Below are 24,574 nucleotides of genomic sequence, written 5' to 3'. Positions count from 1 at the left end.
TTACACGTTTAGTATTGTGAAGACTGTCCGCCATCAATCGGAATGACAGCCCCGTTGATGAACTCCGATTCCCCTGATAATAGGAAGGCGACTAAACGGCCGACCTCTTCTGGTTTACCAAAGCGTTTCTTAGGATTCACACTGACGAAATCCGCCATTGCTTCTTCCCAATTTTCCCCGCCTATTTGCCTGAATGAACCTTCTACCATTGCCGTTAAGATAACTCCTGGTGCAATGGCATTTATGCTGATTCCATAATGACCATATTCTATGGCAGCTGTTTTCGTTAAGCCTGCAACAGCATGCTTACTCGCAACGTAAGCACTTTGGTTAAGCACAGCACGAATTCCACCTACGGAAGCCACGTTCACCACTGCCCCTGATCCTTGTTCTTTCATGATTGGCAGAATGTATTTCATACCATAGAACACACCATTGATATTGATGTCCGTCACTTTGTTGAAAACTTTGCTATCGTATTCAGCCATAGGGGCTTGTTTACCTTCGATACCCGCATTATTATAAAATGCATCGATTCTGCCATACTTGCTGACTGTTTGGTCTACATAGTTCTTTACTGCTTCTTCATCCGATACATCTGCAGTGACCAGAAGCACGTCCGATTTTGGTGCAATTTCCAAGATTAATTTTTTTGTCACTTCCAAAGATGCATCGTTTAAATCAACTAATGAAAGTTTAGCCCCTTCTTTAGCCAATTCCAATGCGGCTGCTTGTCCTAACCCTGATCCTGCCCCAGTAATGATTACAACTTTGTCATCGAATCGTTCGCTCATTTGTCAAAACTCCCTTTTTAAGTTATCTCGAAAATCCTTTGATTATAATTATCCTTTAAAGCTTAAGAATCCATCATCAACAGGGATGACTTGTCCATTAATGGCGTCCGCTTTTTCAGAGAACAAGAACGTTACAACTTCAGCAACTTTTTCTGGCTGAATCAATTTTTTCCTCATATGAAGTTGTGCCAAACTGTCTAGGAACTCTGGATCTTCACCAATGATCGGCGTTTCGATGAAACCTGGTGCAACGCCGACAACACGAATCCCATATTGCGCAAGTTCAATGGCACCGGATTTAGTCATGGCGATGACTGCAGCTTTTGCGGCATGGTAATTAAAGCTGCCAATTGAAACCATCGTCCCATATATAGAAGCTGTATTAACGATCGTTGCCCCAGTTACACCAAGCTCGACCATCTTCCTTGCTGCATAATACATGCCATAATATACGCCGTGTTGGTCAACATCAACGACTCTGTGGTATGATTCTGGATCCATTTCCAAAAAAGGTTTTACTAGCCCAATTCCAGCGTTGTTGAATATGCCATTGATGGTGCCATGGTTGGCAATTGCTGCTTCGACCATCGCTTCCACTTCTTCCGCTTTAGCTACGTCCACTTTCACAAAAGATGCCGTGCCTCCCTTTTGTTGAATAGATTCAGCCGTATCCTTAGCGGCAACATCATTATAATCAGCCGCTACGACAATAGCTCCCTGATCAGCTAATTTATATGCCGTTTCCTTACCAATTCCGCTGCCCGCTCCTGTAATTATTATGACTTTTCCTTTTAAACTCATGTATGTGTCCCCCTTTAATAATGTTTTTTGCTAATCAGATTAAAATGGCCCCTCCGTCGATTACAAGTTCTTGACCCGTAATGTGGCTGGAAAGATCGGATACTAAGTACATCATTAGATTTGCAACTTCCTGAGGCTCAGCATACCGGCCATCCGGAGTCGTTGCTTCCAACTGTTTTCTAGCCGTTTCTGCTGCCGCGGAATCACCTTGACCAAATCCGCTTTCAATCGACCGCATCATAGCTGTATTGACGACACCTGGGCAGACCGCATTCACCCGGACACCATGTGGAGCAACTTCGACACCAGCTGTTTTCGTCATTCCAAGAACCGCATGTTTACTTGCGCCATACGCAATCATGTTTGGCGTTGCCAGTAAACCCGCTCCAGAAGCTGTATTCACGACTGCCCCGCTTTTTTGTTCAATCATATGTGGCAATACATGTTTCAAGCCCAAGAAAACGCCGCGTACATTTATTGTCATTAATTGATCGAAAACCTCAGTAGGATAATCGATAAGGGGCATTATTTTTCCTTCCCACCCGGCATTATTCAAGAAAATATCGATTTTCCCATAGGAATCTATCGTTTTTTGGACATAATTTTTAATATCGGCTTCCTTTGTAACATCGGCTTTTACGAATTTCGCTTCGCCGCCGTTTTCTTTGATTTTATTTACCGTTAGCATACCAGCCTCTTCGGAAAGGTCTACAACAACCACTTTGGCTCCATTTTCTGAAAGTGTAATAGATGCTGCCCGGCCGATCCCCCCGCCGCCGCCGGTAACAATTGCTACTTTTTCTGTAAAATCGAATGCTTGCATAATATTCTCCCTTTCTCCCTTTAATCTTGGTGAAGATATTCTTGTTTGAATACGATTACATCATATCATTAATTTTGTCGATTGTCGACAATTTGGTTTTAGAGTCAAAGACTCTACATCACTCCACGACTCAAGGCTTCATGAATTTCATTTTTTGCTTTAACGAAATCATCTTCTAGAATGGCCTCAATGGACATTTTTAATCTGAAATGGAAGTTTTCCATCGTTTCCGTATTCCATTGACTTTGGGCAAAAACCATGAGGATATGACTGGCTTCTTCAAAAAATCTTGATAATGCTTTATTATTAGCGATTGAAAAAATATAGCGAAATATCTGTGTTGCCCTTTTTTGATACTCGATTACATTCCTATTTTCACACTCATCGGTTGCACTTTCCAAATGCCTTTGTAATGATTGCTTATTTTCTGCATGCCACTTCCCTTGGGAAAAATCAATGCCCATCTGGATCAACCCGATCGTAACATCATTATATTCAATGATTTCCTTTTGTGAAAATGGCTTGACGATCGTTCCCCGCCGCGGCATCCTCTCAACAATACCGTCAACCTGCAATAAATAAAGGGCTTCGCGTACGGGTGCACGGCTAGTGTTCAATTCTTTGGAAATGTCTTCTTCGACGATTTTCTCTCCAGCTTCTATTTCACCTTCAATGATTTTTTTTAAAATGTGTTTAGCGATTTGTTGTGGTAACGATTCTCCAAAATAAATGCCATCTGTCAAATTGGAAGCATTTCCAAACATCTTTCAGCACTCCTATACTTCTATAATTAATTTTAGTTCTTCTAGTATAACATAAGGATAGGAATTAACTTCCTTTATAAATCACATCCATTAAGGAAAGCACATATAAAGAGCCCGTTTAAAGAAAGGGCTCCATGAGGTACTTTTTTATTCGACTAGCCTCGGTTTCGCTGGATCGCAGTTTGGCTTTTCCATGTCTGTCGATTCAGCGAGTTTCGTTAAATAATAACATTCTTCACGCCACATATGATCGGCCATTAATGGCGAAAAAGTTCCAAGAGCCTGCGCACTGAGGTCAAGCTCCTCCAATTCAAGCAGGAAGTGCTGGAAGAATTTAATTTCCAATGTGACGTCCGCATTCATTTTTTCCAATGCTGGGAATGTTGACAGATTAGTTCGTAAAAATCCAGCCATTTCAACAGCTTTTAAATAAAAATCATTAAAATGTTTTTTATATTGCTCACTTTTCTCTTTTAATCTTTTTTCAACATCATCCATATTGGATGATATTGTACCTGCATGCCCTGCTGCATCTAGCAGCCAAAGCAAATGATGATGAAGTTCATGAAAAACCGGCGGCATTTGATTTGCATTGAAATATTTCAATAATCTTAAATATTCTTCTAATTCGTTCACCATATGATTAATGAATGAAGGTGAAAGATGTATTTTAATTTTACCTACCAGATGCTCTTTTATAAGACAAAGCTTAAACTCCCGAAATCTTAATGTTTCTTGTTCTGCTGTGGCAGTAAGTTGCGAAATCTCTTCCGAATTGGCTTTACCAAGGAGAGTATCAAAAATTTGAATGAATTCTGAGGCAATTTCAATGTATTCCACTTCGACCGGAGCTAAAGACTCGTGGATGAACCTGGCATGGTCTCCTAAGATTTGCAGCCAAAACCGATGCTCGAATCTTGCTGTTTTCTCCAAAAACTAGTAAAAGAAACACACTTATAATTTGTATTCTTAAACCTACAAACTTATTAATATAAATTATATGGGGCGTAATCAATCTAAAATTGATTCATTACCCGCACGATTGAACATCCGGCCGAGACAAAATCCCGTCCACACCCAAAGTGGGTCAAACGTGTTCATACCTTCTCCAAAAACGTTCATTAGCGTTCTAATTTAAATCTCTAGCAGTATAACTAAAAAAACAATGTTCTTCGAGCGGTGAAAGTTCCAAGGGGAGAAATAGAATTAAGGGACGATAGAATTAAAAGCAAATGGAAAGCTGAAATCAGACCGTTTCTTCTGCCTCAAAAAAGGAAATCATGAAATTTTATCATTTAAGAGAATTATTAAAATGCAATCCGAATGGTTGAATTCCTTCCGACAAAACGGGTTTTCAGAGGTAAATATCTTGAGATCGAGTACCGCCTTAGAGCAATTAATGAATTCTTCAGTTTCAAATAGCCCCCTTCAGCCTTTGAATGAATCTTTGAAACGAGTCATGGACGAACATTATCGCCTCATTTTTTCTTACGGAAACAGCCACGGTTATAGAGTATTCAGAGCAAGCAAAAAGTAATCTCCAGCTTCAAGAAGTTACGCAAGTTCTTCAGTTTGTTTACACGGATTACTGAATACAACAATTATGAACACAATGAAAAAACCTAGAACAAGTTCAAGGTTTAAAGGTGACTAGCGTTTATTCGGGGAATTCCGAATTTTGAATGACTGATTTTAATGCCGTATTATGAAGCCATTTACTAACTCCCAAAACTCAAAAACCCCTGCTTCATCACTTTGAACGTGAGCGGCAGGGGTTCTTAATTTGCAAAAATATGGATTATACCTTCTCTGTTACTGCTGTGAATCGATTTAAGAAGGAGAGTATTTTTTGATAGACGGCAATCTCATTTTCTTTTTTGGAAAATCCATGTCCTTCATTTTCTAGAAGCATATAATCGACATCTCTTCCTTTATCCTTCAACGCTTGAACGATTTGATCCGATTCCTCTTTGACGACACGGGGATCGTTTGCTCCTTGGATGACAAGCATTGGCTTTTTCATGGATTCTAGATAAGTGATAGGCGAAAACTCGATTAGTTTTTCTTTATCTATTTCCGGGTTTCCTACCCATTGGTCCATGACTGGCTTCCAGTCTTCAGGTACGGAATTGATAAATGAGAATAGGTTGGATGGGCCGAAAATATCGACAACCGCCTTAAAATAATCCGCATGTCGCCCGTGCAGCAGAAGGGCCATATAGCCTCCGAAGCTTCCGCCCATCAAAAGAATGTTGCCTTTTTGTGCATGCCCTTGGTCTATCAGCCAATCAAGGCCGGCTACATTATCAAGTCGCGGTCCATTTCCCCAATCTCCCTCTACCATTTTCATGAATTCCAAACCATAACCAGTAGAACCGCGGAAGTTTGGCGCGAAAATACTGTAACCGTTATTCAGGAAAAATTGAAATGAAGCTCTAAAAAACTTCCGTTCTGCCGCTTGAGGTCCTCCATGAGGCCAAAAAATGACTTCACCATTGTCATTTTCCTTTTTTGCCCTAAAAAATAACGATTCGATCTCCCGGCCATCAAAGGAAGGGTAGGTAATGATGTCCGGTTCAACCAATTCATTAGAATCGACGCCAGGAACAGTATATTTAGTTAATGATACCCACTCATCACCTGTATTTTTATAGATATTATGAGGCTTGGTTGCACTCATGCCAAATAGGTAAAGCGTGCCTGATGCAGCAACTTCAAGTTTATTAATGACACTGCATGGCACGGGGATGTTTCTCCAATTTTCATTTTGCAGATTGATTTCATATAATTGATCCTCTACACCCTTTTGACTGGTTATATATAATGATTGATTCTCTTTACTAAAAGTAATAGCAGTAAAACTCTCATTCTCCAATTCTTTAACTTTACAGAACTTGTTTGTTTCAAGGTTGTATGAAGCTAAATAGGTAAAGTCCGAATCATAATCAGTCAATAAATATATTATCGAATCCGAAACAAAAACCCCATCATTCACTGTGTGTTGTTTCTCTGTCGGCGGAGTGAGCAGGATATCTTCGTTCCCTTTTTTTGCATAGAGAAGAGTATATGTATTAGCAAAGTGTTTATAGTAAAGTAAGGTTTCTTCATCCGGGCTGAAGCCAAATAAATAGGTCGCTGCATCTTTCCCCTCCAGTACCAGCCTTTCCTGTCCTGATTCTAAATCCAAACAATAGGAATTAAGAAAGGAAGGATTTCCTCTGGATGTCGTGTAATAGAGCTTTTTACTGTCATTCGATAATTTTGGCATGAAATTACGTGTATTTTCATGATTAACGATTTCCTTCATTGTACCTCCATTCAAAGGAACACCGTAAAACTGGGTATTTTCATTACCGTCTTGATCGAAACCAGCAATGATAAACCGGCTCTTCTTATCATATATAAGCCCTTGGCAGCTTTGATCGATGGATGTAAGCGGATAAGGAAAGGAGTTTGGCAAATCCATTCCCCATAAATTATACTTGCCGCTCAAATTGGTACTGAAAACCAGATGTTTTTCATCTGGACTTACAGCAAAATCAGCAATGGAAAACGTTCGTAAAAATTGCTCAACATCAGGTTTTGGAAAAGTGATCATCATTGGCAACCCCTTACTATCATAATATTGAGAAATATCCGTAAATAATTATACCATATTTTTCCTCATCGGTACTGAGGAAATAGTGAATTAAGGTTTTAAAAGCGAAATATGGATAATTTAGTCTCATTTAATATTAACTAAACACTCTATAGGCATCCGGAACATCCAGGTTATGCAAAACTATTCTTTTTTAAATTCATCGGAACATCGTTTTGTCATTCGATAGACTGAGTAAAGATCTGTTTACATATGAAAAAAGCTTAAGAGCACTGGGCTCTTAAGCTTGTTAAGCATCAATCGATATATCTTCTTGCTCCGGCATATTCCTCTCCGTATCCCGATGTTTTTATTTCATCTATCCTTACATGTGTTGAGCTGTTAGGCGAATGGATCATTTTGCCGTCACCAATATACATTCCGACATGATGGACCTTTCCTTTCCCTTTATCATGGGCAAAAAATAGTAAGTCACCTGGCTGAAGATTTTCTTGTTCAACCTTTTTGCCATGCTGGGCCTGAATGGAAGAGTCCCGTGGGATCGTTATTCCATTAGCATGATACATCGTATAAGTAAATCCAGAACAGTCAAATCCAAAACCGGACATTCCAGCCCATAGGTAAGGTAGCCCCAAAAAACCTTTTCCTGATTCAACGATGTCCTTACCGGTTGGAGCCGGTATTTGATTTTCATTTTGATAGACTGACACGTCTTGCTTTTCCATCCATTTTGCCCCATTACCCGGTGTCATCACCTTCACTTTATCTTTTTTCACCTGCAATAGCGGAAGGCGGGTATTGAAGCTGACTTCGATGAATTTGGACCGAAGTTTCGAATCCGAATAAAGCCAGGTCTTTGGGGCATTTACAAGGGCAAATCCTCGTTTAAATTGCTTCTCAAAAGAATGTCCGTCTTTTAATTGTGCCTTTGGCATCCAACCTGGGTAACCAATATCATTGCGGGGTGTAGGTTGATTGGAAACGGCTACTTTCACCCATTCGCCACGTTCTTCAAGAATCGTCACTTTAGAACCATATAAAGCTTGTGTTTCCAGGTTACCTACAAGCCACAGCTTGTCTTCATATTTCAACGAGCCGATCCATTCATTCAAATCAGCGGGATTCGATGCAGAAGGGGCATCGATTCCCCTTAATAATCCCGGCTCAGTCCAAAGAGTGGCCACGTTCACATCAACATAGGCAATTCTCTGCTTCTCCCTGGAACTAGCTTCATTGGGACTGAATACTAAAATACCAAAAGCCAATAAAGATAACACAAAAACGGTTAACCTTTTCAAATCATTCACCCTTTCGAAATTTTTTTTGAGCAAAAGAGGATTTCCTCTTGACTCCCAGTCCAGGTTTATCGGAAATGAGAAGTTGATCTTTCATAAATCGAATGCCTTCAAATGGCTCATTCTTAATCCATAATGGGGCATCTAAATCAATCTTCGTTATATTTGGATGGGCGGTTGCCAGATGAGCCGCGGCCGCTACACTAACGGATGATTCCATCATACTCCCGATCATGCATTCCACCCCGGCTGCTTCTGCCATATCGGCGATTTGGAGTGCACTTCGAATTCCGCCAGTTTTCATTAATTTGATATTAAGGAAATCAACAGCATGTTCATTCAGGAGTCTCATGGCATCACGTGGGGAAAACAAACTTTCATCGGCCATGATCGGCACTTGGACAGAGCGTTTTATTTCTTTCAATCCTTCGATATCATGGGCTTGCACGGGCTGTTCCACCAAATCAACGTTCAGCTTTCTTTCTTCGATTTCATGAATGATGGAAATCGCTTGTTTTGTTGTCCACCCTTGATTTGCGTCAATCCTGATCATAACCTGTTCGCCAACAGCAGCACGAATGCAGGCAACGCGCTCCACGTCATTCTTCCAATCCTTCCCCAGTTTTATCTTCATCGTAGAGAATCCGCTTTCGATAAGGGACAATGCCGCCTTTGCCATTTCTTCGGGTTCATCAACGCTGATTGTCATATCATTTTTCAGGACATTAGATTTACCGCCAAGATATTGATATAATGGGAGCTGCCATCGTTTGCTGACTGCGTCGTACAAAGCGATTTCAACAGCAGCTTTTGCACTTGTGTTACCTACACAGGATCGTTGGATCAGCTGAGACAATGCATTGATATTCTCGATGTCGCGGCCAATTAGATGTGGTGTGATTACTTCTTCAATGACCATCATGATTCCTTTTGTAGAATCACCTGTGATGGCAACCGTAGGGGCTGCAGCCCCCAACCCTTCCGTTCCATCCTCCAATTTTACGGAAACCATGATGTTTTCAATTTCCATTGCAGTGCGTAATGCAGTCTTGAATGGCTTGATAAGTGGCAAGGTTTCCACTGATACTTGTAAACTTTCAATCTTCATATTAACAACCCTTCCTTAAAAGCTTGAGAGTATATATGATGTAAGAATTCCAAAATAGGTGCCCAGAAGACTGCCAAGTACTGCCATCAATATCCCGACCGGTATTAGCGCCCGGTTGAATGCACCTGCCAATATGGGGGCTGATGCCACGCCCCCTATGTTGGCCAAAGAGGCAACTCCCATTGTAAATAGATCCAACTTAAAGATTTTGGCCAAAATGACCATGATCAATCCATGAAAGAATAGAATCATAAAGCCTGAAATAATATACACAGGTGCTTGAAACAGCTGTGAAAAATCGGCATGGGAAGCAATTAAACCAATGACGATATAAAGCATGACTTTGGAAATTTCCATGGAACCGGCAATACGTCCAACCTTCGTGACAGCCAGAATTAACCCTACGGTCGAAGCGATGATGATCGTCCAAGTGGTTCCATTCACAGCGGCACCGAGTACCGGCAGTCTCTCCCCAATTTTGGTTGCACCTGCTGAAACAATTAAAGCCAGCGCCAAGAAACCGATCAATTCCACGAATCCAAATTCCGTCTTGGCGGTTTCCCCCGCTTCAAGCTCGGAAGTCATCTGATCAATGAAAGATGTATCCGCTTTCGTCCAAATATTGAATTTTCCAGCAAGAGGCACCAGCCAAAACAAGAACATGACCCAAATGGAATAATTAACAGTATCCATGATCAACGCATAGCCAAAAATATTTTCAGGTACATCGAGTATGCCTTGCAAGATCACCATATTGGCAGAGCCTCCTGTCCAGCTTGCGCTCAAGGCCGAGAATGCCTTCCAAGTTCCTTCCGCATAAAAGCCATTCATTAAAACGTAAGTAAGAGTGAACCCTCCAATAATGCTGAATGAAGCCGCAAAAAAAGTTAACAGCATCTTTGGTCCAAGCCTGATGATTTTCCGCATATCGCATTGCAAAAGCATAAGCATCAACATTGCAGGCAAGAGGAGCCCCCGTATGGTGCTATATGAACTTTCGACTGACTCACTATCTGAAAAGACCCCGAATGTTTTCATCAGAGCCGCTCCAATATAAATAAGGACAATACCAGGAACATACTTGAAGAACTTTCCTCCTATCTTTTTCTCCACAACCGCAATCAGGGCAGTAAATGCCAATAAAAAGCAGACAAACATTACACCATCTTGAATCATATTCCATACCTCCTAATCTTTTATAATTAAATGCAATATCCATTTTATTCAACCCCATCAATGAATTATTGCATGGCACTACATAGAAAAATCCAGCTGCCAAAGAGCGCGTACGCACTCTTTAACAGCTGGATTTCAATTGCGACTGACAAAAGAAGCAGCTATAACTTATAAAGTTGCTGATATTTGATGCTGGCATTTCTTAGGGCGACGGTCAGTGCTTTCTGAGATGAACCAAAATACCGTTGCTCAATTTCTGTCTCCAATTCATCGGGCCGAAGAATGGATTTACCAACTAACATGGATTGAATGAAGCGTGATGTAATCGATATCGTGGTCGAGCATTCCGCATCCACTATTTCATGCGTATCACGATCAATAACGAACCCGATAAAAAAGCAGTTGAATTGCTGTGTAATTGGATTATTGGACGGTGCCTTCGATTCGCCAACTATATATACTGTATTCTGTTGAAACATGATTGTTGTGCCTCCTGCCATTACAGACATCATAACAGGTATAAATAGGGTGACTATCTATATTATTACAATATGAAATGGTTATATATATTTTAATATATATAGCAAGCATTTGACAATATATTTTGTATATTAAGTCAATTTCCGATTCCTTCGGCCAGAGAATAGATAAGTTCTATAACTAATACGCCAATCAAACTGAAGAATCACGAAGAATAACCAGATATTGTTAAAGAACTCGTTTCAGGGGTCATTTTTGACCTACCACCGCACTTTATTGGATCTTCATTCGGACGACAATGGTTCGGGATCCAACACATCATTTCAGCCCTTCGTATGGTTCATATTTCGCATACATATCTTTTCGGCGATTACGATCCTTGAAGGTGGTTGCTGCACCACTTTTTCGATTCTCATAAAGTTCGTCCATATCCACTGTACCGGTAATGATGGTATGTTCATTCATTACCGCCTCGGCCACTATTCCATTAGCAGGCCAAGCGCTGTCACAGGGGCTAAGGATACTGGCACGGCCATATCCGTTCGGCAAGGGTGATCCTGGTTCACCAACTGTGGGGCAATGAACAAAATATACCTGATTTTCTATTGCACGTGCATGTGCGCAATGGCGAACTCGCCAAAAACCAGCCTCTGTAAATGTGTATGATGGGCAAAAAATGATGTCGGCACCGTTCACTGATAATATCCTTGAAATTTCAGGTATCTCCGCTTCATAACATACCGCTATTCCTATCTTAACCGGACCCACGGAATAAACCTCCAGTTCATCGCCTTCAGAAGTATGCCAATTCGCTTCAGCAGGAAAGATATGAGTTTTTTTATGCTCAACGACTGATCCGTCTTCATCAAAAATATAAGCAATATTGTAGTATTCATTTTCGCGGCGTTCCAGATGAGTGCCTGCAATGATGACCTGTTTTCTTTTTCTTGAAATTGACCTGAAAAGATCTTTGTATTGATTGGTATATTCATCGATCCTGATAACGGACAAAGCATCCTGTTCTCCAAAGGCCGCTGATAACCCGATAGTTAACAGTTCAGGAAAAATGATATAATCCGAGTTTTCGGGAACTTGGGTGATCAAGTCTTCTACTTGTTCCTGAAATTCAAGGAAATTTGACACTTTTTCTACACGAAATTGGCAAGCCGTTATTTTAATTTTCACAAAAGCCCTCCCATATCATGTTTTATCAGTTCTTCCAGACTTTTAAAAGAAATCAGGATATCTTGTCCAGATCATTCATCTCGGTCTGTTGCATGAAGATTTGTTTAGTCAGGGCACTTACAAGGAATGTTACTAGTATATTAATCAACAAAGCTATGACGCCTGTACTGATATCATTAATTACATGTGGGGTATTTGGCAGGAATGTAGCAACCTTCACATCTGCAATTGTCGCATATAAAACAATCAGGACACCTGCCAATATTCCAGCCATCGCACCATACTTATTGATTATATTGGTTTTTGGCAAACTGAAAAACAAGGACGGGGCCAGTTGCGTAATTAAACTGTAAGACATGATATTCAGGATGGCCAAAGCCTCGCCGCCTGTAACCGTTACAATTAAAGCAATGATTGAGATACCAATAATGATTATCCTTGAAACAATCAATTGATGTGTTTCAGTCGCAGCAGGTACCAGAACTTTGAAAAAGCTATTTGTCAGACCTACCGATGCAGCCATTAGCATGACTGAAGCCGGTACTAAGGCCGTCAATAAACCTGCAGCTCCGATAACCCCTATCACCCAAGGATTGAATGTTTGTATCGCCAGCCTTAAAAGTGAGAGATCACCATCAGCTCCTTGCAAACCCGGGATTTGCAGGATGGCTGTAAATCCAATGAAAAAAACGAACAGCAGCAACAATGTGTATAAAGGTAACGCAATCGCATTTTTGCGAAGGGTCCTTTCCCCATTGGACGATAAAACGACCATGAAAGTTTGTGGCAGCAAATAAAATCCTAGTGCATTCAGCAAAACGGTGGACACAAACCAGGACTGACTCAATCCCTGATCTGCCAAAACCAACATTTCCGGTTTGGCAGCTTGCACGGTCTCGAACATTGGCTGTATGCCTCCGAAATAATGAACTGGAATGTAAATCCCTAAAAAGATGACGACCACCAAAATCATGAAATCTTTCAGTATGGCAGTCCATGCCGAACCATGAATGCCTGAAATCATTACATAGGTAGTTACAACCACAGCACCGATCACACTTGCAGCAACTGGTGAAATTGCTCCGTATGATGCTTCTGAAACAATGATACCCAATCCTTTAAGCTGTATGACTATGTACGGGACGAGGGCTAAGCTTCCCAATACAGCAACGATCATCCCCATTGACCTGCTTTTATATTTAGATGCAAAATACTCTGGCTGAGAGATAATGGAATGTCGTTTTGAATATCTCCATATTTTAGGGACGAGCCAATAGGATAGGACATAAGCTAAGAAAATATAGGCGGGAACATAATAAGCAGCGGCACCTTTTGAGTATGCCCACCCACTTCCGCCCAGGAATGTAAAAGTTGTATAAATTTCACCTGCTATCAAGAGAAAAATGAAGAAAGTACCGAAGCCCCTGCCCCCTACGGCAAATTGCTCCATATCCATATCCTTCCCTTTTCTTGCTTTAATCCCTAAATAAAGTGCTAGAACCAAGAAGATGGCAATGATGAGCAATGAGATATTCATTCAGATTCACTCCCTTTATTATCAGGATCGAACTTATAGACGATCATTAATATAATCGATGCCATCACCATCCAAAATGCAACCCAAAATAACAAAAAAGGCATTCCCAATATGTACGGTTCTATTTTATTTGCATAGGGCAATAAACCTAAAAACCCTATAAATGGAACAAAAAGCAATAGCTTAATAGCATCCAAATTATACCCTCCCCTAATTAGTTTCCTTACACGGGTGCATAACCATCAGTCAGGCCGACTTTCATGCTGAACTGATGGTTTGATGGCACCCTTCGGTCACTGGCTGTATACAACCAACCATATTTCCGCTTAAGATGACTGGATGGCAAGGACCGTTTCCAATATTACATTGACGCCTTTTTCACAATCTTCCCATGTAGTAAGTTCCTCTTCACAATGGCTTTTCCCGTTGATGCTTGGGACGAAAACCATGGCAGTAGGTATATAACTGGCTATAAACTGTGCATCATGTCCTGCACCGCTTACCATTCTTTTATATGGTAGTCCTAATGAATTGCTCGATTGCTCGAGCAAATTGCAAATGGATTTGTCGAACCACACGGTATTCCTGTCCCACAATTTTTTCGCTTGGATGTCGCAGCCGCCTTCTGAACCTCTAGTTGTAAGGCCTTTTATGACTTCCTCCACCTTTTCGATGACTTTGGAATCCTTATGTCTCGCTTCAAGCGAAAAAACCACTTTATTAGGGATGACCGTATGGATATTCGGAAACACATTTACCCTTCCCATCGTAAAAACCAAATCGTCATCAAGCATGCCTAGCTTCTGACGGGCCTCCATAATCAAGCTATTCGCGGTGAAGAAAGCATCTTTTCTCATATTCATCGGGGTGGTTCCTGCATGATCGGATTCTCCTGTAATTTCTATCTCATAGCAAACCATACCAAGGACACATTCAACGACACCGATCGTTAGTGATTCCCGTTCAAGAATGGGCCCTTGTTCAATATGCAACTCTAGAAATGCAGTTGCTTCTTTTAAACGAGACTCTTGATCCCCTGCATATCCAATGGTACTCAAGGCACTTTCGAAAGTGGTTCCTTCACTATCCGTCTTTTGCAGCATGACGGATTTTTCGAATTTACCCGAAAGAACTCCCGAAGACATCATGGAAGGTTCGAATCTGGCTCCCTCTTCGTTCGTAAAATTGACGATCATTACCGGAATTTTAGGCTGGATATTGTTTTCGACCAGAGTACGCACGACTTCCAAGCCTGCAGCTACACCCAAGATACCATCAAACCGCCCGCCCTTTTTTACCGTATCCATATGCGATCCCATTACAATAGGTGGTTTGTTTTCAAGTCCCGCTAAAGTGGCGTAAATATTCCCCATATCATCAATCTTAATGGTCATACCCAATTCTTTACAGCAAGCGCAAAAATAATCACGGACTAATCGATCTTCGTCGGAAAGGGATAGCCGTGTGACCCCGTTGTTTTCTGTGCGTCCAAAATCAGCAAATTTCTCTAGCGTACGACTCAGCCTCTCACCATTAATTAATAATTTTTGCTTTTTCATAGCGAATATCCCCCTTTTAGATAACCTGCTAAATCCTCTTCGTTCGCTTAAGCCAAAAAAATGTAAGTGAAGGTCTTGTTGTTTTAGAATAGTCACGCTAGATTATATTTCCACCATTGTTTCCCTATGATAAAGAATCTCCCCATTCAGAATCGTCGATTCAACTTTCAAATCCTTGATATTTCGGGAATCCACTTTCAATATACTATCATTCAATACTACTAGATCGGCCAGCTTTCCTGCCTCCAGGCTGCCTTTGACATCTTCATCGAAACTAGCAAACGCGCCATTCCATGTGTATAGTTTAATGGCTTCCAATACGCTAATCGATTGAATCGCACCTATTTTCATACCAGACCTGCTTGTTCTATTAACAGCAACGTGTATGCCTAATATAGGGTCGTGATCAGTAACGGGAGCATCTGAACCGGCTGCGGCCAGGATGCCATTATCAATAAAATCACGGGCAGCGTACATATGGTTGACCCTATTGCCGTAATGCTCAATATATATATCACCGAATTCATAAGGAAATGGGGGGTTGGGGATTGGGATAACCCCAAGTTCTTTCATCCTTTTTTGTAAATCTGGTGAAGATATTCCAGCATGCTCAATTCTATGTCTATGATCTTTTCTGGGCGATTCATTCAAAGCCTTTTCCACGCAATTTAAATACATCTCTATTGCCCTGTCTCCTTGGGCATGGACTGTGATTTGAAAGCCTCTTTTATGTGCCTGACCTAATACTTGATGGATCTCCTCTTCTTTATAATAAAGAATCCCTGAATAACCAGGATCACTCGTATAAGGCTCACGAGTGGCAATTGTCGGACCGGTACTGCTGCCATCCGTAAACAATTTGGCTGGTCCGATTTTGAATCTTTCGTCTCCCGTTCCGGTTATCACTCCCGAATCTACCATTTTATTCACAAATTCATGAGAATTATTCAATGAACCGACCATCGCATAGATACGGACACGAATGTCCTTATTTTTTATGGCCTGCTGCATTAAACGGAAACTGTCAGGACCATGAGCACCAGCTTCATGAATGCTTGTAATGCCTGCTTCAATGAAATGTCCCGATGCTATTTTGACCGCCTTCAACAGTTCACTTTCTGAATAGCTTGCTCTGTCGGCCATTATCATATTTGCTGTTTCAATGAGTTTTCCTGTAAGCCTCCCCGCTCCATCCTTTTCAATGATCCCTCCAGTTGGATTCTCTGAGTTTTCATCAATTCTAGCAATCTCAAGCGCCCTGCTATTCACCACGCTTATATGGCTGCATGTGCGATTCACGATAATGGGATGGTCTGTTGAAATAGCATCCAATTCCGCTTTTGTTGGATAACGTTTTTCTTTCACTGCGGTCTCATTGAAGCCCCAAGCCCGAATCCACTCACCTTTAGGGATCGTCGAAGCTTTCTTCTTCAGATCGATTAACAAATCTTCTACAGATTTGATATGTTCAGCTTTACAGCTCACTGCCAATTGATTGACACCATACAAGATAAGATGAATATGAGAATCTATAAACCCGGGAAGTAAGGACTTTCCCTGCAAATCAATCACATTTGTTTCTTCTCCGATAAATACCTTGATTTCCTGATTCGTTCCGACTGCCGAGATACGATCACCGTTAATTGCCAGGGCTTCCGCGACTTCATTTTTTTGATTTACGGTTATGACTTCGCCGTTTATGAACACGTTATCAGCTTTCAACCAACACACCCCTTCCTTATTGTTTCCCCCTCAGTTCTGCCACCTCTTCATTTGCTGTCCCTGCCGCCACTTACCGGAATATTCTGTTTTCAACAGATTCATTATATCCACACCAGATTGTGAAATCATTAGACAAATAGTTAAAAATATCATCGTTTTTTTATACCTTTTATATAATTGCGTCTTAATTCACATGGTTTGCTGGCCCCAGCCCCCTCTATTCCTAAGGGGACTATAACCAATCAAAAAAAGGATAGATCCAGCTGCTTATTTGCTTATCTATCCCGCCATTATTCAATTACAACCCATTGTTTCTCCCGATAATGCCAATGGTCAAATACTGTTTATTTTCTTGAAAATCCCATGGCCAGTATCGAAGGGTTAATTCGCTTTTATCCAATTTTTCAATAAACGTTTTTACCCCTATCAAGGCTGCCCCATATCCAACGTTCGAGGCCAATGCAAAGATGGCATTCAGCCCTTCGTTAATGGTATCCATATACTCAGGTTCGATTTTTAAGATATCAGTCCATGTAATACAGAATCCATTTTGCTTGGTACATTTAGATATAGAGTGATTCAATGTACGAACGATCTCATCCCTTACATCCAAAATTCCATTCTTCATCACTTCTGCATCTTTTTTCTGATAGTGGTTTGCATGATCGGAAAGAAGCTCCATGGCCCAATTATAAAATAGTTGAGTATAAATGGCGGAAGTTGCCACGATATCAAAATCATTATAATAATTAGCAAAAACACGTTCAGAAAGCTGACCTAACCGATTCTCGGTATCCTTTAAATACCGAATAATTCCCTTTGCCGTTTCACCACGATTCAGCATGGAAGATAGGTGGTGATCAAAATCCACTTTATCGAGGCCTGTTACATCAATTTCAATAAGTTGAATTTTCTCCCGGGTCCGTTCAGGCAAATTTGCCGTACCCTTTTCCATACTTTCCATATCAATATCAAATAGGTATATGGAGTTGCATTTAGTTGCCAGATACTCTATATCCAAATCATCGCAATTGCCTGCTCCGACGATAGCCACTTTATCTACGAACGCTTTTTTCGAAAAAACGGCATCGAATAAACCTGTAACTTGTATACGATGCTGTTTCCACCTTAACTTTCTGTATTCATCCCGATTATGGTTCATTTTTCTTTGATAGGTTTCCAAGTCAATCTCTCCCTTTAGGGTACTAAGGATTTATTTATTGTAACAAAGTATCCCGATCTTTTGGAGGGCAGGTAATTTAGATTTCGCACTGGGGAAAAGATAGGCTCAATTTCCATAGTAAAATGAGCGATAATGATGTTAGAATAATATGGGAATTGTTTTAAAGTAGCAGTGATTACAGGAGGGTGTTCCTTGAGCAAAACAAAGAAGATTTTACTTACTTTATTAGGTGTTTTTTCAATCATCTTGGTCGGTGTTGTGATCCTTTTGTTTACATTCACACAGAGCATGAAAGCAGATCCCGATGAAGAAAAGAAGATCCGGGATCAAGCTGAAAGATACTTAGAAGAAACTTTTGATGAAGGAACCGAAATATATGATGTCCTATACGACAATATGGGAAACCGGGGCTATTTTGAATACGCAGCTAAAGTGAAACATGAAAAATATGGTACGCATTTTCTTGTTTTCTTTAATGATGAAACAGGGGAAATGGAGGATACATTCCTATCTGATAAATGGCAAGATGATGCAGAGAAGGAAATCAGGCCATATGTTGAAAAAGAACTGGGTGACGTGTTGATATCCAAGGAAATGGAAAATATTGCAGAAAGCGAAGATTGGGAGAAGATTCAAGAAGAAATAGGCGATTATAATCAATTACTCTTGGTCTTTGATGAGGGGATCGGTAAAGAATTGAACATTGATCCGAATAAGCCAGCCAGCTATAAAGATTACGAAGTTTCCCCTACCATCCGGATTACCCTTTCACGTAAGAAACAGGATGCAGATGAAGACCGCTTTAACGAAATGATCAATGGCCTTAAAAAAGATAAAGTTCTTGAACATGGAAATATGATTGTAGAATATATAAGTACCAAAGGTGTGCCACTTGAAGATGAGGAATGGCATAAAAAGTTTTGAAACCAACATATAGTTTAACAGGAAGGTAAAAGGCAGCCGCTCTTTACCTTTTTTGTATATGTGAAACAAACCCTTCAAAATGGCACTTTCCTCTAGTAATCTATCCTATTTTTTGTAATGAATCGTTTCTCGCGGTTAACCACATTAGAGAAAAAGTTCTTTATTCTCACGTCAAAAAAATTTTTTTAATATAAAAATGAAAAATCCTTCCATGCATTTTAGGTGAAACCGCTCATTTTGATGAATAAATGTAACCAGTATAATATATTCAATATCTTCAGAATCTTCCTTCGGCCACCGATTCAGTTTGGTAACGCTATCACTTCCATTCCTGGAATAAAAATCTTAACAATCGCAGATTTCAAAGGAATTCAGCCAGTTCCCTTCATACCCCACACGGTAATGTATCCTATTCATAAATATCCAATAATAGGAATTTAAACCCAGGACTTTTACCCTTTTTTCAATCGTATAAATATTCAAAAAAATGTCGAGTTGAGTCATCTATCATTTTACCCTTATACTAGGGTAGAAAAATCGAAGGAGGAATTACATATGAAAAAGGAAATTTCAATCATTGGTGTGCCAATGGATCTTGGTCAAACTAGAAGAGGAGTGGATATGGGGCCAAGTGCCATCAGATATGCAGGATTAAGTGAAAGACTTGAAAACATTGGCTATACTGTCCGTGATGAAGGTGATATTAAAGTAGAAATACAGGAAAGAGCACAAAGTGATAGTGACACAAATTTAAAGAATCTGCAGGATGTAGCAGAAGGTAATGAAAAATTGAGTCAAAAAGTGGATGAAGTCATCCAAGCAAATCGTTTTCCTTTAGTTTTAGGAGGAGATCACAGCATTGCTATCGGTACATTAGCCGGTTTAGCGAAGCATACTGAAAACTTAGGGGTAATATGGTATGATGCACATGGGGATTTAAATACTGCCGAAACTTCCCCATCAGGAAACATACACGGTATGTCCCTAGCCGTAAGTTTGGGTCTTGGCCACCCTGCACTGACTAACATCGGCGGATATTCTCCAAAGGTCAAACCAGAGAACATTGTCATCATTGGTGCCCGTTCTTTAGACCAAGGTGAGAAAGAGTTAATCAGGGAAAAAGGAATTAAAGTCTATACGATGCATGAGATTGATAGAATGGGTATGACAAAAGTGATGGAAGAATCGATCGCCTATCTGAAAGAACGTACGGATCTTGTACATTTATCACTTGACCTTGATGGTCTTGATCCAGATGATGCACCTGGGGTCGGTACGCCTGTAATGGGAGGCATTAGCTACCGTGAAAGCCATCTTGCCATGGAAATGCTGGCTGAAGCTAATATCATTACATCGGCAGAGTTTGTTGAGATAAACCCAATATTGGACGAGCATAATAAAACGGCTGAAGTTGCTGTCGCATTAATGGGCTCATTGCTTGGGGAAAAATTACTTTATGGAGCGGAAGAACATATCACTCCTGATTTATTGGCTCAAGTTAAATAATCGGACACTTTGTTTTTGATAGAAAGATAGAGAGTTCTTTAAAGTGATACTCCATAGGAAAAAGCCCATACTTCGTTTATGAGCTTCTTCCTCCATTGGCGGATGATCGATTTGAATCAATTTATATCCCTAGTTTCCTGACGCTTGGCTTCTCTTTCTTTATTAAGCGGCGCTTTCGAAATTAATTCTGCATAGGTACCTATGTTCCTTGAATCATGCTTCTTTAATGCAGAAGTAATCTCCTTTCGGAGGGAATTCGACATCAACTAAGAATCAGATTCTAAGCTATTAGACTTGTAAGAACACAAATTCCCTAAAAACGTCCCAACATAAATGAAACCGTTTGCACCCATCAGGTAAAGGAGTTTTTCAATGAAAACAGCAGAAAATCAACCAAATGAATTAAAACGGAGCATGAAAGCAAGACATTTATTTATGATTTCAATAGGGGGATGTATTGGTACGGGCTTTTTCATCGGTTCGGGCTATACCATTCATGAAGCAGGAGCTTTCGGCGCTATCCTCTCTTACATAGTCGGCGGCTTCATCATGTATTTAACGATGCTATGTCTAGGTGAACTATCCGTTGCGATGCCTGTTTCCGGTTCGTTTCAGACATATGCGACAAAGTTCATCGGTCCTGGCACCGGGTTTGCCATTGGATGGCTTTACTGGTTAGGTTGGGCAGTTACAGTTGCCTTGGAGTTTCTGGCGGCAGGCCAGCTTATGCAAAGATGGTTCCCTGAATCACCCGTTTGGATGTGGTGTGCAATCTTTGCTTTTCTCATCTTTTCACTAAACGCCTTATCAGCAAAGGCATTTGGCGAATCGGAATTTGTTTTTTCCAGCATAAAAGTATTGGCCATCATTCTGTTCATCATCGTTGGCGGTGCTGCTATGTTTGGTTTGATTGATATGAAAGGTGGACAAGAGACACCATTTTTCTCAAACTTTTTCGCTGAGGGTCTTTTTCCTAATGGGATATCGGCCCTGCTCATCACAATGATTACAGTGAACTTTTCCTTCCAGGGCACAGAGTTAATCGGAATTGCCGCTGGAGAAAGTGAAAACCCGGAAAAGGTCATACCAAAATCCATCAAACAAACGGTGTGGAGAACCCTCTTCTTCTTTGTTCTTTCGGTCACTGTACTTTCGGCGATGATTCCAAGGGAAAAAGCAGGTATCTCAGAAAGTCCATTCGTTGTTGTACTGGATAGTATCGGGGTTCCGTATGCAGCTGACATCATGAACTTCATCATTCTTACAGCACTATTGTCAGTGGCGAACTCCGGCCTTTATGCTGCCACACGTATGCTCTACTCGCTTTCAAGGGAAGGCATGGCAAGTCCGAAACTCGGTTTGGTGAATAAGAGAGGAATTCCGCTTAATGCCCTGCTCATCACACTGGCGATTGCCGGTTTGTCTTTACTTTCTAGTGTAGTGGCTGCAGACACAGTATTTGTCTTTCTTCTCTCCCTTGCAGGATTAGGTGCACAAATTGGCTGGATTGCCATATCTGCTAGTCTTCTTGCTTTTAGAAGATCATATACCCGCCAAGGTGGAAAGATAGAAAATCTGAAATTCAAAGTTCCGCTATACCCATTCATCCCCATTCTTGCTTTAGCAACAAACTGCATCGTCATGATCAGTTTAGCATTTGTTCCTGAGCAGCGAATGGCCCTGTATTGCGGGGGAACATTCTTCCTTGGATGTTATGCGGTTTATCACTTTAGAGTGAAGAAAAACAAGACCATAGAAACGCCTAAGCAGGAAGTTGAATTAAATGCCGGTAAAAAAATGGTCATTTAATCCAGAACGCTGCGAAGTATAGTAAGTGGTGAAAAGTAATTTTTACAATCCATCAAGATTGCTTTTCAAAGAAGAAATACCCTGGATGTTTACACACCCAGGGTATTTCTTTTATTTAGTCACCATTCCTGCCAGCTACCCAATGGTAAACCGCTTTCCAGCTTTTTTAGTTCCCCTAACCACCCCTGTATATATATAGGAAGTTAAATTTCAAGATACATCTGGGCAATAAAAACCAAATGTCAAAACAAAAAAAATCATCTTAATCGATGATTTTATATTGTGCAAATTCTTTTAATTTAGGCAGGATTGGCTCTAAAATTTCCTTAGCTATGTAATCGGTGTCCAATCCAATGAAGCGTTCACTTTCCATGTCGACAGATCTCGCATTTTCCGGGTCATCACAAAAAATAAACGATATGATTCCGTTATCCTCCATCATATCTACATATTTAAATGTAATGTCATGTTTCGTAAGACAACTTTCAAACGCAATGCACAATTCATCTATATTTGATTGACTAATAGATGTGAATTTCATATTGATCATCCCCTCTGCTAAAGGATAGCAAAATAAAGCTTGAATTTCAAAGCGAAATTCGTGTCCCACTCTTATGTTCTTCTGACACTTTCGACAAAGGAAACATGGCAACAAAAAAGCCCTCGATTGGAATATCACCGTATGAAGCCTTTTGATAAATGTCATGGCTAATGATTTTCCCATTAGAAATGATTGTAACCAAATCGATTCATTCCATTTCCCGAGCTTACCCTTATTTAATTTTTTATCTTTCAACAGCGATTAATAAGGATTGCCATAGGCATAATCGCCTTTTGTATAGCCGTGATCTGCAGTTCCTCATGAATATTCCATGGCATGTCTCATATCTTTATACAAACACCTTGTTAGGAGTGGACCAACATGAAATCTTTTTATAAAGGAACGCTCATCTTGATTGTCGCAGCGTTTTTTGGTGAATGTATCGAATTTTTAGTGAACATGCTCCTAGCCAGGGAATTACACGAAGAGGGCATGGGGCTTTATATGTCCATATTGCCAATTTTCTTTTTGATATATGTGATCGCCAGCCTTGAATTACATATTTCCATCTCAAAATTCGTTGCGGAAAATAAACAGACCATGCATTATAATCTTATCATTCATGCACTTAAGATGGCTGCAGTCGTCGTATTGGTAATGTGTGTAGTCATGCCTTTCATACTTTACTTTTCATCCATAATGGACAAATACCATCCCTATATTAAATGGCTGCTCATCACACTGATCCCAATAGTTGCCTTTTCGTCGATTGCAAGAGGCTATTTCATGGGTGTCCAGCAAATGGGGAAGATTGCCTTTTCCAACTTTTTAAAAGATATCATTCAATTCGGCTTGCTTTTCCTCATCTTTAACTTATTTCATTTTAACCAGGAAAAGTCATTATTGATGGCCTTTTTTGTTTTGATTGGCAGTGAGTTCCTCGTTTTTCTTTACTTGATCAACCTTTTGATTCTTCAAATGCGGATCATGAGGCGCGGTACGAACTCACGGACAACCGGTAAACTTGCACGGCAAAAGTTATTGGCGGTTTCTCTGCCCACCATGGGGTTAAGGATCTTTCATGCGATAACAAATGCCATCCAACCTTTTTTGATCCACACTGCCCTTCTCTCGGCAGGATTCGGTGCGGTAGTGGCTACAGAGCATTTTGGGATGCTTACTGGAGTTGCAATGACGATTGGCTTCTTTCCAGCCTTTATCGCGCATTCCTTAATGATCATGCTCATTCCGAATGTTTCGAATGCATACAAGAGGCAGGATAAAGAAAAATTGAGGGTTTTATTGCAAAAATCGATGTCTTTCACCGTATTGTATGGAGTTCCGGCCGTGTTTTTCATTTATTTCTTTGCGGAACCTTTGACCTCCCTCTTTTTTTCTTCAACTTCTGCCGCATACTATTTAAAATTATTATGTCCTTACTTCCTTTTTCATTTTTTTGTCATTCCCATGCAAGCCTATCTCATTGGCCTGGGTTTAGTGAAAGATGCTTTCATCCATACCGTATGGTCCCATATTGTTGCCTTTTTAATGATGTATATCCTAGGGTCACAGGCTTCTCTTAATATGGGAGGAATCATTTTAGGAATGAACACTGGTGCGGTATTATTAACCTTCATGCACTACTTGACCATTTGCAAAAAAATCGGCATAAGCATCTTACTGACGAAATCAAGATCGATATCGATAAAGTGAAGCCAAAAGCAAGTTCCGCACGGCAAAAACCTTGCTATTATTGGTTTATAAAGATT

Annotated in this window: 21 protein-coding genes and 1 pseudogene; 5 read left to right on the top strand and 17 right to left on the bottom strand. The window is 40.4% G+C overall.

Going from position 1 to position 24,574, the window contains the following annotated elements; genetic code table 11:
• Positions 1-8: 8 nt before the first annotated feature.
• From ACJ9PY_RS12385 to ACJ9PY_RS12365, 5 genes are all read right to left on the bottom strand, one after another.
• A complete protein-coding gene (locus ACJ9PY_RS12385) occupies positions 9-794 on the bottom strand; it encodes a glucose 1-dehydrogenase (protein WP_411740141.1) in 786 nt (261 codons plus the stop codon).
• A 48-nt stretch (positions 795-842) separates the two neighbouring features.
• Positions 843-1,595 (bottom strand): SDR family NAD(P)-dependent oxidoreductase, encoded by a 753-nt coding sequence (locus tag ACJ9PY_RS12380; RefSeq protein WP_268572887.1) that lies wholly within the window; start codon positions 1,593-1,595, stop codon positions 843-845.
• Positions 1,596-1,629: 34 nt separating this feature from the next.
• Positions 1,630-2,418, bottom strand: coding sequence for a glucose 1-dehydrogenase (locus tag ACJ9PY_RS12375; RefSeq protein ID WP_411740140.1), 789 nt, complete (start codon positions 2,416-2,418; stop codon positions 1,630-1,632).
• A 113-nt stretch (positions 2,419-2,531) separates the two neighbouring features.
• Positions 2,532-3,182: a GntR family transcriptional regulator gene (locus ACJ9PY_RS12370; protein ID WP_098865803.1), complete on the bottom strand. Its 651-nt coding sequence runs from the start codon at positions 3,180-3,182 to the stop codon at positions 2,532-2,534.
• Between the two features lie 147 nt (positions 3,183-3,329).
• Positions 3,330-4,115, bottom strand: coding sequence for a DUF2935 domain-containing protein (locus ACJ9PY_RS12365; protein WP_411740139.1), 786 nt, complete (start codon positions 4,113-4,115; stop codon positions 3,330-3,332).
• 246 nt (positions 4,116-4,361) lie between these two features.
• Between ACJ9PY_RS12365 and ACJ9PY_RS12360 the strand changes: the two are divergent.
• A pseudogene (locus tag ACJ9PY_RS12360) lies at positions 4,362-4,451 on the top strand (formylglycine-generating enzyme family protein); the annotation flags it as partial.
• 529 nt (positions 4,452-4,980) lie between these two features.
• Here ACJ9PY_RS12360 and ACJ9PY_RS12355 read toward each other — a convergent pair.
• The 11 genes from ACJ9PY_RS12355 to ACJ9PY_RS12305 form a co-directional block, all read right to left on the bottom strand.
• Positions 4,981-6,780, bottom strand: coding sequence for a S9 family peptidase (locus ACJ9PY_RS12355; protein WP_411740271.1), 1,800 nt, complete (start codon positions 6,778-6,780; stop codon positions 4,981-4,983).
• Between the two features lie 296 nt (positions 6,781-7,076).
• Positions 7,077-8,111, bottom strand: coding sequence for an NlpC/P60 family protein (locus ACJ9PY_RS12350; RefSeq protein WP_411740138.1), 1,035 nt, complete (start codon positions 8,109-8,111; stop codon positions 7,077-7,079).
• On the bottom strand, positions 8,080-9,183 hold the full coding sequence (locus ACJ9PY_RS12345; protein ID WP_411740137.1) for a dipeptide epimerase: 1,104 nt from the start codon (positions 9,181-9,183) through the stop codon (positions 8,080-8,082). Before ACJ9PY_RS12345 ends, ACJ9PY_RS12350 begins: the two co-directional genes overlap by 32 nt.
• A gap of 15 nt (positions 9,184-9,198) precedes the next feature.
• A complete protein-coding gene (locus ACJ9PY_RS12340) occupies positions 9,199-10,359 on the bottom strand; it encodes a DUF819 domain-containing protein (RefSeq protein ID WP_411740136.1) in 1,161 nt (386 codons plus the stop codon).
• A 161-nt stretch (positions 10,360-10,520) separates the two neighbouring features.
• A complete protein-coding gene (locus tag ACJ9PY_RS12335; RefSeq protein WP_034312026.1) occupies positions 10,521-10,838 on the bottom strand; it encodes a DUF3870 domain-containing protein in 318 nt (105 codons plus the stop codon).
• Positions 10,839-11,157: 319 nt separating this feature from the next.
• A complete protein-coding gene (locus ACJ9PY_RS12330) occupies positions 11,158-12,024 on the bottom strand; it encodes a carbon-nitrogen hydrolase family protein (protein ID WP_411740134.1) in 867 nt (288 codons plus the stop codon).
• 52 nt (positions 12,025-12,076) lie between these two features.
• Complete coding sequence (locus tag ACJ9PY_RS12325) at positions 12,077-13,561, bottom strand: sodium:solute symporter family protein (RefSeq protein ID WP_411740133.1); 1,485 nt, start codon at positions 13,559-13,561, stop codon at positions 12,077-12,079.
• The gene (locus tag ACJ9PY_RS12320) at positions 13,558-13,758 is read right to left on the bottom strand and encodes a DUF3311 domain-containing protein (RefSeq protein WP_053534973.1); all 201 of its coding nucleotides are present in this window, start codon (positions 13,756-13,758) and stop codon (positions 13,558-13,560) included. The genes ACJ9PY_RS12325 and ACJ9PY_RS12320 overlap by 4 nt, the downstream gene beginning before the upstream one ends.
• A gap of 129 nt (positions 13,759-13,887) precedes the next feature.
• Positions 13,888-15,120 carry a Zn-dependent hydrolase gene (locus ACJ9PY_RS12315; RefSeq protein ID WP_411740132.1) on the bottom strand — a complete coding sequence of 411 codons (1,233 nt, stop codon included), beginning with the start codon at positions 15,118-15,120 and terminating at the stop codon, positions 13,888-13,890.
• A gap of 102 nt (positions 15,121-15,222) precedes the next feature.
• Complete coding sequence (locus tag ACJ9PY_RS12310) at positions 15,223-16,842, bottom strand: amidohydrolase (protein WP_411740131.1); 1,620 nt, start codon at positions 16,840-16,842, stop codon at positions 15,223-15,225.
• Positions 16,843-17,140: 298 nt separating this feature from the next.
• A complete protein-coding gene (locus tag ACJ9PY_RS12305) occupies positions 17,141-18,025 on the bottom strand; it encodes a hypothetical protein (RefSeq protein ID WP_411740130.1) in 885 nt (294 codons plus the stop codon).
• Between the two features lie 192 nt (positions 18,026-18,217).
• On the opposite strand from ACJ9PY_RS12305, the gene ACJ9PY_RS12300 reads away from it, so the two are divergent.
• From ACJ9PY_RS12300 to ACJ9PY_RS12290, 3 genes are all read left to right on the top strand, one after another.
• The gene (locus ACJ9PY_RS12300) at positions 18,218-18,949 is read left to right on the top strand and encodes a hypothetical protein (RefSeq protein WP_095678392.1); all 732 of its coding nucleotides are present in this window, start codon (positions 18,218-18,220) and stop codon (positions 18,947-18,949) included.
• A 555-nt stretch (positions 18,950-19,504) separates the two neighbouring features.
• On the top strand, positions 19,505-20,455 hold the full coding sequence (rocF, locus tag ACJ9PY_RS12295; protein WP_034312048.1) for an arginase: 951 nt from the start codon (positions 19,505-19,507) through the stop codon (positions 20,453-20,455).
• Between the two features lie 372 nt (positions 20,456-20,827).
• A complete protein-coding gene (locus ACJ9PY_RS12290; RefSeq protein ID WP_057277697.1) occupies positions 20,828-22,264 on the top strand; it encodes an amino acid permease in 1,437 nt (478 codons plus the stop codon).
• A gap of 262 nt (positions 22,265-22,526) precedes the next feature.
• On the opposite strand, the gene ACJ9PY_RS12285 is transcribed toward ACJ9PY_RS12290, so the two are convergent.
• Positions 22,527-22,805, bottom strand: a complete 279-nt coding sequence (locus ACJ9PY_RS12285; protein WP_034312053.1) for a hypothetical protein — start codon at positions 22,803-22,805, stop codon at positions 22,527-22,529.
• A 381-nt stretch (positions 22,806-23,186) separates the two neighbouring features.
• Here ACJ9PY_RS12285 and ACJ9PY_RS12280 point away from each other — a divergent pair, with 381 nt between their 5' ends.
• A complete protein-coding gene (locus tag ACJ9PY_RS12280; RefSeq protein WP_411740129.1) occupies positions 23,187-24,518 on the top strand; it encodes an oligosaccharide flippase family protein in 1,332 nt (443 codons plus the stop codon).
• The last annotated feature ends 56 nt before the right edge of the window (positions 24,519-24,574 follow it).

Source organism: Peribacillus sp. S4 (genome assembly GCF_046715815.1).
GTDB classification, from domain to species: Bacteria; Bacillota; Bacilli; order Bacillales; family DSM-1321; genus Peribacillus; species Peribacillus frigoritolerans.
Note: the sequence above shows the minus strand (reverse complement) of the source record. Positions and strands in the feature narration are given on the sequence as shown.

Coding starts and splice junctions, on each gene's coding strand:
- ACJ9PY_RS12385 (WP_411740141.1), bottom strand. CDS start 794: ATGAGCGAACGATTCGATGACAAAGTTGTAATCATTACTGGGGCAGGA.
- ACJ9PY_RS12380 (WP_268572887.1), bottom strand. CDS start 1,595: ATGAGTTTAAAAGGAAAAGTCATAATAATTACAGGAGCGGGCAGCGGA.
- ACJ9PY_RS12375 (WP_411740140.1), bottom strand. CDS start 2,418: ATGCAAGCATTCGATTTTACAGAAAAAGTAGCAATTGTTACCGGCGGC.
- ACJ9PY_RS12370 (WP_098865803.1), bottom strand. CDS start 3,182: ATGTTTGGAAATGCTTCCAATTTGACAGATGGCATTTATTTTGGAGAA.
- ACJ9PY_RS12355 (WP_411740271.1), bottom strand. CDS start 6,780: ATGATCACTTTTCCAAAACCTGATGTTGAGCAATTTTTACGAACGTTT.
- ACJ9PY_RS12345 (WP_411740137.1), bottom strand. CDS start 9,183: ATGAAGATTGAAAGTTTACAAGTATCAGTGGAAACCTTGCCACTTATC.
- ACJ9PY_RS12340 (WP_411740136.1), bottom strand. CDS start 10,359: ATGATTCAAGATGGTGTAATGTTTGTCTGCTTTTTATTGGCATTTACT.
- ACJ9PY_RS12335 (WP_034312026.1), bottom strand. CDS start 10,838: ATGTTTCAACAGAATACAGTATATATAGTTGGCGAATCGAAGGCACCG.
- ACJ9PY_RS12325 (WP_411740133.1), bottom strand. CDS start 13,561: ATGAATATCTCATTGCTCATCATTGCCATCTTCTTGGTTCTAGCACTT.
- ACJ9PY_RS12315 (WP_411740132.1), bottom strand. CDS start 15,120: ATGAAAAAGCAAAAATTATTAATTAATGGTGAGAGGCTGAGTCGTACG.
- rocF (WP_034312048.1), top strand. CDS start 19,505: ATGAAAAAGGAAATTTCAATCATTGGTGTGCCAATGGATCTTGGTCAA.
- ACJ9PY_RS12290 (WP_057277697.1), top strand. CDS start 20,828: ATGAAAACAGCAGAAAATCAACCAAATGAATTAAAACGGAGCATGAAA.
- ACJ9PY_RS12285 (WP_034312053.1), bottom strand. CDS start 22,805: ATGAAATTCACATCTATTAGTCAATCAAATATAGATGAATTGTGCATT.
- ACJ9PY_RS12280 (WP_411740129.1), top strand. CDS start 23,187: ATGAAATCTTTTTATAAAGGAACGCTCATCTTGATTGTCGCAGCGTTT.